This window comes from Streptosporangium sp. NPDC003464, from assembly GCF_053588315.1.
On record NZ_JBSFPS010000337.1, the window covers coordinates 1 to 9,673 of the forward strand.

General features: G+C 73.0%; 6 protein-coding genes. 2 read left to right on the forward strand and 4 right to left on the reverse strand.

Features of this window, described 5'->3' with window-relative positions; genetic code table 11:
• Positions 1 to 59 precede the first annotated feature (59 nt).
• Together ACWDS7_RS43125 and ACWDS7_RS43130 are read right to left on the reverse strand one after the other, a co-directional pair.
• The gene (locus ACWDS7_RS43125; RefSeq protein WP_451934002.1) at positions 60 to 1,580 is read right to left on the reverse strand and encodes a DUF885 family protein; all 1,521 of its coding nucleotides are present in this window, start codon (positions 1,578 to 1,580) and stop codon (positions 60 to 62) included.
• A gap of 169 nt (positions 1,581 to 1,749) precedes the next feature.
• Positions 1,750 to 3,138, reverse strand: coding sequence for a pyridoxal phosphate-dependent decarboxylase family protein (locus ACWDS7_RS43130; RefSeq protein WP_451934003.1), 1,389 nt, complete (start codon positions 3,136 to 3,138; stop codon positions 1,750 to 1,752).
• Positions 3,139 to 3,207: 69 nt separating this feature from the next.
• Between ACWDS7_RS43130 and ACWDS7_RS43135 the strand changes: the two genes are divergently transcribed.
• The gene (locus ACWDS7_RS43135) at positions 3,208 to 3,675 is read left to right on the forward strand and encodes an Lrp/AsnC family transcriptional regulator (RefSeq protein WP_451934004.1); all 468 of its coding nucleotides are present in this window, start codon (positions 3,208 to 3,210) and stop codon (positions 3,673 to 3,675) included.
• 18 nt (positions 3,676 to 3,693) lie between these two features.
• On the opposite strand, the gene ACWDS7_RS43140 is transcribed toward ACWDS7_RS43135, so the two are convergent.
• Together ACWDS7_RS43140 and ACWDS7_RS43145 are read right to left on the reverse strand one after the other, a co-directional pair.
• Positions 3,694 to 5,385 carry a GMC oxidoreductase gene (locus ACWDS7_RS43140; protein WP_451934005.1) on the reverse strand — a complete coding sequence of 564 codons (1,692 nt, stop codon included), beginning with the start codon at positions 5,383 to 5,385 and terminating at the stop codon, positions 3,694 to 3,696.
• Between the two features lie 228 nt (positions 5,386 to 5,613).
• Positions 5,614 to 7,179 carry a succinic semialdehyde dehydrogenase gene (locus ACWDS7_RS43145; protein ID WP_451934006.1) on the reverse strand — a complete coding sequence of 522 codons (1,566 nt, stop codon included), beginning with the start codon at positions 7,177 to 7,179 and terminating at the stop codon, positions 5,614 to 5,616.
• An 87-nt stretch (positions 7,180 to 7,266) separates the two neighbouring features.
• On the opposite strand from ACWDS7_RS43145, the gene ACWDS7_RS43150 reads away from it, so the two are divergent.
• Positions 7,267 to 9,423 (forward strand): beta-propeller domain-containing protein, encoded by a 2,157-nt coding sequence (locus tag ACWDS7_RS43150; protein WP_451934007.1) that lies wholly within the window; start codon positions 7,267 to 7,269, stop codon positions 9,421 to 9,423.
• Positions 9,424 to 9,673 lie beyond the last annotated feature (250 nt).

Sequence of the window (9,673 nt, forward strand, 5' to 3'; positions counted from 1 at the left end):
GTCTGAACAATGATCAAAAAACGCCAGGCCAGCACCCACGGCCGGACCGGTGAGCACGGCTAGCCGCGGAGCGCGTGGCCGAGCAGGCCCAGCGGAGGGGAGCCGAGGCCGAGCATGGCCGTGTGGAAGCGCTTGAGGGTGAACCCGGCGCCCCACTCGGCCCTGGCCCGCTCGCGCAGGTCGAGGATCTCCAGCTTGCCCCAGGTGTAGCGGCCGTAGGTCGGGTCGAAGGTGGCCCGCGCCGCCTCCGACAGCGCCGCGGGGCCGGCGAGGTGGGTGTCGGCCTCGAAGCGGCGGGCGCCCTCCTCGACGGTCATCGCGCCGGTGTGCACGCCGACGGCGCAGGCCAGGCGGGTCACCCGGATCAGCGCCTCCAGCCACACGCCGATCTCGAAGCGCGGGTCGCCGGGCGCGTAGCCCTCCTCGACGCAGAGCTCCTCGGCGTAGTGCGCCCATCCCTCGGCGAAGGCCATCGACATCAGCGTCCGCCGCACCTCGGAGGGGGCGTGCCGCAGCGCCCGGCCGTGGGAGAAGTGGCCCGGGGCGACCTCGTGCACGTTGATCGCCGGCAGGGTGGTCTCGCTGAAGACCTCCAGCCACTCCTCGATCTCGCGCTCCGGCCAGGAGGGGTCGGGCGGGGTGATGTGATACCAGGACGGGCCGTCGGGCTCGCCGGGCGCCGACCAGCTCATCATCGCCATGGCCCACCGGCGCGACTCCGGCGCGAGGCCGACCAGGCACTCGCCGTCGTTGTAGGGCACCAGGTCCTTCTCGCGGGTGAAGGCGATCGCCCGCTCGGTGCCGGCCCTGGCCGCGTCGATCACGCCGTCGATGCCGGGGTGCTGCCTGACCAGCTCACGCGCGACCTTCAGCGGCGGCCGGCCGCCGGAGCCCAGCTCGGCGCACGCCTCGGTGAGCCGCGCCATGAGGCGGTCGCGTTCGGCGTCGGCCCGCGCGGCGAGCGCGCCCAGGTCCACCTGGAGGCCGTCGCCCGCGCCCATCAGCAGGGACAGGCCCTCCGCGCCGAGAGAGGCGTCCGGGTCGCCGGAGCGCGCGGCCTCCTCGACGTGCTCCACCAGGCGGGTGTGCGCCTTGAGCGCCGCCTCGCGCACGGACTCCTCCGCGTCGGCCGGCACCCCGGCCGCCAGCCCTCGCACGGCCCCCAGCAGCGCGGTCGCGACCGGCGCGCTGAGGCGGTCGAGCGAGGCGACGGCGTGCTCCACGGCCTCCGGCCAGCGGGCGAGGTGGGCGTGCTTGGCGGCGGTCCGCTCGGCCTCGGGGGCGTAGTCGCGGTCGTAGGCGGCGAGGTCGAGGTTGTTCAGGTGGTCGAGCGGGCTGCGGCGGTGCAGCTCCAGCTCGCCGAACCGGACCCGGGCGGCCTCCTCGAAGATCTGCAGGTGCGCCGCGTCGTAGGGGTCGGCGGGCGCCTCCCCCTCGCCGAGCGCGGCCAGCCCCGTGCGCACGCCCTCGGGCGAGAGATCCTGGATCCGGCCGTCGTACTCGTGCCGGCCGGCCGTCTCGCGGACGTCGGCGACGGCCAGATCACACACCGCGCGCAGGCGGCTGTCGAGTTCGGTCATGGACGCGACGCTATCCCAGGACATCCCGCGGCGGGTACGGACGGTCGGCGCGCGGGCGGCCCCGGGATCTCCCGGCCGCGACTGCCACGCCGGCCAGGACAGGCCCGCTACGTCGAGCCCGACGTCCGGGTCCGCCACCGGCCGGCCGGACCGCCCGCGGCCGGGCCCGTCACCCGCCGGCCGGACCGCCCCGCTCGCCGATCAGGTCGAGCAGCTGCTCCAGTGTCTTGTCGTCCGTGGCGGGGGCCATCACGGTGATCCGGAGGTGGCGTACTCCGCCGACCTCGGTCGAGGTGAGGTGGAAGGCGCCGTCCGCCATCAGGTCCTCGCGGATCACCGCCTGGTCGGCGGTGCCGTACCGGAAACAGACGATGTTGCTCTCCGGCTCGTAGGGGCACTCGAAGCCGGGCCGCTCCTGGGCCAGCTCCCAGAAACGGTGCGCCGTCGCGTACTGCCGCGCGACGTAGTCGCCCAGGCCCCGCTCGCCCCGCCAGGCCAGGTTGAGGAAGATCTTCAGTCCCAGCTCGGCCTTGCTGCACTCCACGGTCCTGCCGATCAGGTCGAAGCCCTGGTCGCCGTAGAACAGGTAGCTCGCCCGCTGCTGGAAGGCGGCGTCCAGGTCGCCCTCCCTCTTGGTCAGGACCGCCGCCGCCAGGCTGGAGGTGCGCAGCATCTTGTGGGCGTCCCAGATCAGGGAGTCGGCGAGCTCGATCCCGTCGAGCAGGTGCCGGTGCTCTTCGGCCAGCAGCGCCGACGCCCCGTGGGCGCCGTCCACGTGGAACCAGACGCCGTTGGCGGCGCAGAACTCGCCGACGCCGCGCAGGTCGTCGTAGAGCCCGGTCCCCGTCGAGCAGGCGTTGGCCACCAGGGCCATCGGCCGCCGTCCCGCCCGCCGTACCCGCTCCAGGGCCTCGGGCAGGCGGGCGACGTCGATCCTGCCCAGCTCGTCCACGTCCAGCGGCATGACGGCCTGCTCCCCCAGGCCGAGGATCGCGGCGGCGCGGGTGAGCGAGTAGTGCGACGATGCCGGCGCGAGCAGGGCGAGGTCGGCGGGGACCCCCTCGGTCCACGCCTCCGGCGCGGCCGCCGCGCGCGCGGCCAGCAGCGCGGTGAGGTTGGCCAGCGACCCGCCGTGGGTGAGCACCCCGCCACCCGTCTCCCCGAAGCCCACCTTGTCCAGCATCCAGCGCAGGACCCCGAACTCGACGGTCGCCGCCGAGGCGCCCATCTCGTAGATCGCCATCGGGTTGTTGGCGGCGCCGTGGACGAAGTCGGCGAGCGCGGCCGGGAAGTCGGGGGCGGCGACCTGGTGGCCGAGGTAGGCGGGGTGGTGCAGCCGGGTCCCCTCGTCCAGGTAGGCCGCGAGGAAGTCCGCGTAGCTGTCCGGCGTCATCCCGCCCTCGCGGATCCACCGCGCGAGCCCGAGCCGCTCGGCCAGCTCCCGCGGCGGCCGGCGGCGCAGGACGGGCGGCAGGCCCCGCTGGCTCTCGTCCACGTAGGTGGCCAGCCCGTCGACGGTCACGGTCGCGGCGCGCATGAACTCTTCAACGTTCCACATCACATGCGAGATACTGATCGAATCTACGGCAAATCACCAGCTATGCCGAATTCTGGAGCAGAAAACTCGATGAACACCGCACTGGATTCGATCGACCGCGCGATCCTGGCCGAACTGCAGAAGGATGCGCGCCTGCCCAACAAGGACCTCGCCGAGCGCGTCGGCGTCGCCCCCTCCACCGCCCTGGAGCGGGTGCGCGCCCTGCGCCGGCGCGGGGTGATCACCGCCTTCCGCGCCGAGACGGAGCCGACGGCCCTGGGCCGCCCGCTCCAGGCCATGCTCGCCCTGCGGGTCCGCCCGCACACCAGCCAGCTCGTCGACCCGCTCCGGGCCTTCGTGCTCGGCCTGCCCGAGACCGTCGCCCTCTTCCACGTGGCCGGCCCGCAGGACTTCCTGGTCCACGTCGCCGTCCCCGACGCCGACCACCTGCACCGGCTCGTCCTGGACCGCTTCCTGATCCGTCCCGAGATCGTGCACCTGGAGACGACGCTCATCTTCAGGACCGAGCACCAGCCCCTCCAGCGCCCCGTCGGCTGAGCGGTCCCGGCCGGCGGGCTAGGTGATGTCCACGATCGGCAGGCGGAGCGCGCCGGGGGCGGCGGCGGGGACGGCCGGGTGCCTGGGGGCGACGGGCGACAGCCGGACGTAGGGGGAGCCCGGGGCGGGACGGGTGTCGGCCTCTCCCCTGTTGGGCCAGAGCGCCATGGCGCGTTCGGCCTGGGCGGTGATCGTCAGGGAGGGGTTGACGCCGGGGTTGGCGGAGACGGCGGAGCCGTCGACGACGTGCAGCCCCTCGTGGCCGTGGACGCGGTGGTAGGCGTCGATCACCCCGCTGTCGCGGTCGGCGCCGATGGCGCAGCCGCCCAGGAAGTGCGCGGTGGCGGGGATGTCGAACAGGTCGAGCCAGGAGCCGCCCGGCATGCCGCCGATCTCCTCGGCGGCATGCCGGACGAACCGGTGACCGGCCGGGAGCCAGGTGGGGTTGGGGTCGCCGTGGCCTCTCCTGGAGCGGAGCCTCCAGCCGAACGTCCCCTTCCGCGCCGACAGGGTGATCGAGTTGTCCTTCGCCTGCATGACGAGGGCGATGAGCGCGCGCTCCGACCACCTGCGGTGGTCGAACAGCCTCGGCACCAGATGGGGCCGGCGCACGACCTCCCCGAGGAACTTGAGCCAGCGGGGGGCGCCGCCGCCGTCGATCAGGAGGGAGCGGAGCATGCCCATCGCGTTGGAGCCGTCGCCGTAGCGGACGGGCTCGATGTGGGTGTGGGCGTCGGGATGGATGGAGGAGGTGATCGCCACGCCGTGGTTGAGCTTCTCCCCCTCGATCGACAATCGCTCGAACCCGAGCAGCGCCTCGGAGTTCGTCCTGGTCAGAGCGCCGAGCCGGTCGGACAGCCGGGGCAGGACCCGCTCGGCCTTGAGGCGGTGCAGCAGGCGCTGCGTGCCGTACGTGCCGGCCGCGAAGATCACCTGCTCCGCCGTGAGGGTGCGGCGGCGCCAGGGCGCCCCCGTCTTGCTCACCTCGACCCGGTAGCCCCCCTCCACCGGGCGGACCGAGGTGACCGTGGTCTCCGGGTGGACCTTGGCCCCGGCCTTCTCGGCCAGGTAGAGGTAGTTCTTGACGAGCATGTTCTTGGCGCCGTGGCGGCAGCCGGTCATGCACTCGCCGCACTCGGTGCAGCCCCGGCGGCGCGGCCCGGCGCCGCCGAAGTAGGGGTCGTCGACCTCGACGCCCGGCTCGCCGAAGAAGACGCCGACGGGGGCCAGATGGAAGGTGTCGCCCACACCCATCCGGTCGGCGACCTTCCGCATCACCTCGTCGGCGCGGGTGACGGTCGGGTTGAGCACCACGCCCAGCATGCGCTTGGCCTGGTCGTAGTAGGGGCCGAGCTCGGCCTTCCAGTCGGTGATGCCCGACCACTGGGCGTCCTGGAAGAAGGGGTCGAGGGGCTCGTAGAGGGTGTTGGCGTAGACCAGCGAGCCACCGCCGACCCCCGCGCCCGCCAGGACCATGACGCCGGTGCCCTTCTGGCCGCGCAGCACGTGGATGCGCTGGATGCCCTTCAGGCCGAGCCCCGGCGCCCACAGGAAGTCGCGGACCCGCCAGGAGGTCCGGGGCAGCGTGCTCTCGTCGAAGCGCCGGCCGGCCTCCAGCACGGCCACTTTGTAGCCCTTCTCCGTCAGCCGCAGCGCCGAGACGCTCCCGCCGAACCCCGAGCCGATCACCAGCACGTCGTAGTCGAACATCCGCGGACTCCCTTCGGGCGGTACCGGACCGCGGTGGGGCGCCCGCCTCCCCGCACCGCTCCCCCGATCCCCGTGACCCGCATGACGGCCACCGGCGAACAGATGTGACGATCACCGGCGGACCGGTGTGACGGCCACACCGGCGACCGCCGGCGGGGGGCACGGCCGTCACCGGCGACCAGCGGCGGGGGCGCGGCCGTCACCGGCCACGCCCCGGCCACGCGGGCCTCACTTCAGGTGGAACTTCTTCATGGTCTTGAGCAGGCCCGACAGGGTGTCGGCGTATTTGTCGTAGGTCATGCCGAGGATCGGCTCGAAGCCCATCCAGGACGCCTGGCTGGAGATGGTCTGCACCTCGGTGTATTTCAGCAGGCCCTCGGCCCCGTGGCGGCGGCCCAGACCGGAGGACTTCATCCCGCCCATGGGAGCGTCGTAGGAGGCGTAGGCCGCGCCGTACCCCTCGTTGATGTTGACGGTCCCGGCCTTGATCCGGGAGGCCAGCGCGCGGCCGCGGGACAGGTCGCGGGTCCAGACGGAGGCGTTGAGGCCGTAGGCGGTGTCGTTGGCCTTCTCGACCACCTCGTCCTCACCCGAGAACCGGTAGACCGAGACGACCGGGCCGAAGGTCTCCTCGCGGCACAGGTTCATGCTCTCGTCCACGCCGCCCAGGATCGTCGGCTCGTAGAACAGCGGGCCCACGTCGGGGCGGGCCCTGCCCCCGGCGAGGACCTCGGCTCCCTTCGCGACGGCGTCGTCGACGTGGGCGCCGACCGCGTCGAGCTGGCGCTGGGAGGTGAGCGAGCCCATCTGCACGCTCCAGTCGAGCCCCGCGCCGAGCTTCATGTTGCGGGCCTGGCGGACGAACTTCTCCACGAACGCGTCGTGCACGGCCTCGTGCACGTAGAGCCGCTCGATGGAGATGCACAGCTGCCCGGCGTTGGTGAAGCAGGCGCGCAGCGCGCCCTGCGCGGCCATGTCGAGGTCGGCGTCGTCGAGGACGACCATGGGGTTCTTGCCGCCGAGCTCCAGGGAGCAGCCGATCAGCCGCCTGGCCGCCGCTTCGGCGATCTTCCGGCCGCCCCGGGTCGAGCCGGTGAACGCGACGTAGTCGGCGCCGTCGATCAGCGCGTCGCCGATCTCGGCGGGTTCACCGAGCACGACCTGCCAGATCTCCCGGGGCATCCCGAGGGAGACCAGCAGGTCGATCGTCCACAGCGTGGACAGCGCGGTCTGGGTGTCGGGCTTGTGGACCACGGTGTTACCCGCGAGCAGGGCCGGGACGACGTCGGTGACGCCGAGCGAGAGCGGGTAGTTCCACGGGGAGATCAGCGCCACGGTCCCCTTGGGCTGGCGCACCTCGACCGTCTTGGTCGCGACGGGGAAGATGCCGGCGCGGCGCCTGGGCGCGAGCAGGCCGGGCGCCCGCCGCACGTAGTAGAGCGTGCAGCCCGCCACGTCGAGGACCTCCTCGAAGGCGTGCCTGCGGGCCTTGCCGGTCTCCCACTGGACCACGTCGAGGATCTCCTCGCGCCGGTCGAGGATGGCGTCGTGCAGGCGGAGGAAGGGCTTGATCCGCTCCTGCACGGGCAGCGCGGCCCACGCCTCGCGAGCCTCGCGGGCCCTGGCATGGGCGGCGCGGACGTCCTCGGCGGTGGAGACGGGCAGTTCGGCGAGGGGCTCGCCGGTGAACGGCGCGGTGATCGTCTGCGTCTTCCCGCTGGAGGTCACCTGCCGGACGACGCGTTCGATCATGCTTGGGTCGAGTGTCCGGGTAGCTCCGAGAGTGACAGCCATGCTCGAAGAATATTCTGGGGTGCCCATCTGTGGCTACCGGTCGGTAACGGGTTGAACCGGACATGATGTCGATCCGTCGTAGGGGGCATGAGGACATCGATCCGTACGGCGGGCGCCGTCGCCCTGGCCGCCGCCCTGCTCGCCACGGCGTGCAGCCCGACAGAGACGGAACGCGGCGCGGGCCGTACGACACCGGTCGACCTGGGCGACATCAAACTGGTCTCCTACAGCGGCTGCGACGACATGCTGGCCGGGCTGCGGACGGCGGCGGCCAAGCGGGTCGGGCCGTGGGGCCTGGCCGGCCCGCAGATCATGTACATGGAGAGCCGCTCGGATGTCGCCACGGCCCGGGCCAAGGTCCCCGCGCCCGAGCACTCGACCACGAACGTGCACGAGGCCGGGGTCGACGAGCCGGACCTGGTGAAGACCGACGGCAACCGGGTGATCACCGTCAACCGCGGCGTGCTGCGGGTGGTGGACGCCGCGACCAGGAAGGTCACCGGCACGCTCAAGCTGGTGGGCGCCGAGCAGGCGTGGGCCCCGGCCGACCTGCTGGTCAGCGGGGACCGGGCGCTGGTGCTGTTCTCCGGCGGCGGGATCATCCCGTTCGGCGCGATGGCCAAGCGGCCGGCGAGCCCGGGACCGCGTTACGTCCTCGTCGACCTGTCCGGCAAGCCGGAGGTGATGGGCTCGTTCACGCCGGACGGCTCCCACGTGGACGCCAGGCTGGTCGGCTCGACGGTGCGGATCGTGGTCCGCAGCCAGCCCCGGATCGACTTCCCGGACCACGGCCCCGACGTCTCGGAGAACGAGCGGACCCGCCGGAACGCGGACATCATCAAGAAGGCGCCGATCGAGGCGTGGCTGCCGACGTTCGAGACGGCGGACGCCAAGGGCGCGACCTCCACCGGCTCGGTCAAGTGCGAGCAGGTCAGCCACCCCGCGGACTACAGCGGCACGTCGATGCTGACCGTGCACAGCTTCGACCTGTCCCAGGGGCTCGCGGAGACCTCCCCGGTCAGCGTGGCGGCCGACGGCGACACGGTCTACGGCACCGACTCCAGCCTGTACGTGACCAGCAACCCGAGCTGGTGGTGGCCCCGGCCGATCGAGCCGCCGGTGGTCGACGACGCGCCGACGGCCCCGGCCACCGAGCAGGCCCCGCAGGTCGAGCCGGTGCCGACGGAGCCGACGGTGACCGTCTCCCCCTCCCCGGCTGACTCCTCCGCGGCGCCGGCCGACCCCACTCCGGCCACGTCCGCCCCCGCCACCCCGGCCCCGGCCTCGCCCACCCCGGCCGACCCCACCTCCGGCCCGGCCGACCCCACGGCCACCGCCACCCCGGCGCCGGCCGACCCCACCGTGACCGCGACGACGCCGGCCGAGCCGCCGGAGGAGACCGAGGTCCACCGGTTCGACATCAGCGCGCCGGGCGCGCCCCGCTACGTCGCCTCGGGCAAGGTGCCCGGCCGGCTGCTCAACCAGTACTCCCTGTCCGAGCATGAGGGGTACCTGCGGGTCGCCACCACCTCGACCTCCGGCCAGAACAGCTCCAGCGCCGTCTACGTGCTCAAGGCCGACACCCTGGCCAAGGTCGGCGAGGTCGGCGGCCTGGGGGACGGCGAGCGGATCTACTCCGTCCGGTTCATCGGCCCGGTCGGCTACGTGGTGACGTTCAAGCAGGTGGACCCGCTCTACACCCTCGACCTGCGTGACCCGGCGGCGCCGCGGAAGACGGGCGAGCTGAAGATCACTGGCTACTCCGCCTACCTGCATCCGGCCGGCGACGGGCGGCTGATCGGCCTCGGGCAGGAGGCGAGCGAGAAGGGCCGCACGCTCGGCACCCAGGTCTCGCTGTTCGACGTCAGCGACCCGGCCGCCCCGCGCCGCCTGTCGCAGATGTTCCAGAAGGACTCCGGTTCCGAGGCCGAGTGGGACCCGCACGCCTTCCTCTACTGGGCCAGGACGGGCACGGCGGTCCTGCCGCTGAACACCTGGAACGGCACCGAGCAGACCAACGGCGCCGCGCTCGTCCTGAAGATCGACGACTCGGCCGTCACCAAGGTCGGCACCATCGTCCACCCCCGGCCCAAGGCGACCGGCGACGCCCGCGTGGCCGCCTACGAACCGGGCATCCGCCGCTCGATCGTCATCGGCGACAGCCTCTGGACGGTCTCCGACCTGGGGCTGAAGGTCAACGACCTGAACGGCCTCGCCGACCAGGCCTGGATCCCCTTCGAGTAGCGCCCGGAGACCCGCGGGACAGGGCCCGGCCCTGTCCCGCCCGGGAACAAGCCCGGCCCTGTCCGGGAACAGCCCGGTCCTGTCCGGGACCGGCCCGCACGGGAACGGCCCGGCCCCGCACGGGGAACGGCCCTGTCCCGCGCGGGAACAGCCCGTCCGGGAACGGCCCGGCCCCGCGCGGGAACGGTCTCGCGTGGCCCCCGCCTCCGCGGCGGGGGCCACCCACAAATAGCCTTGTTGGGGGTGTGAG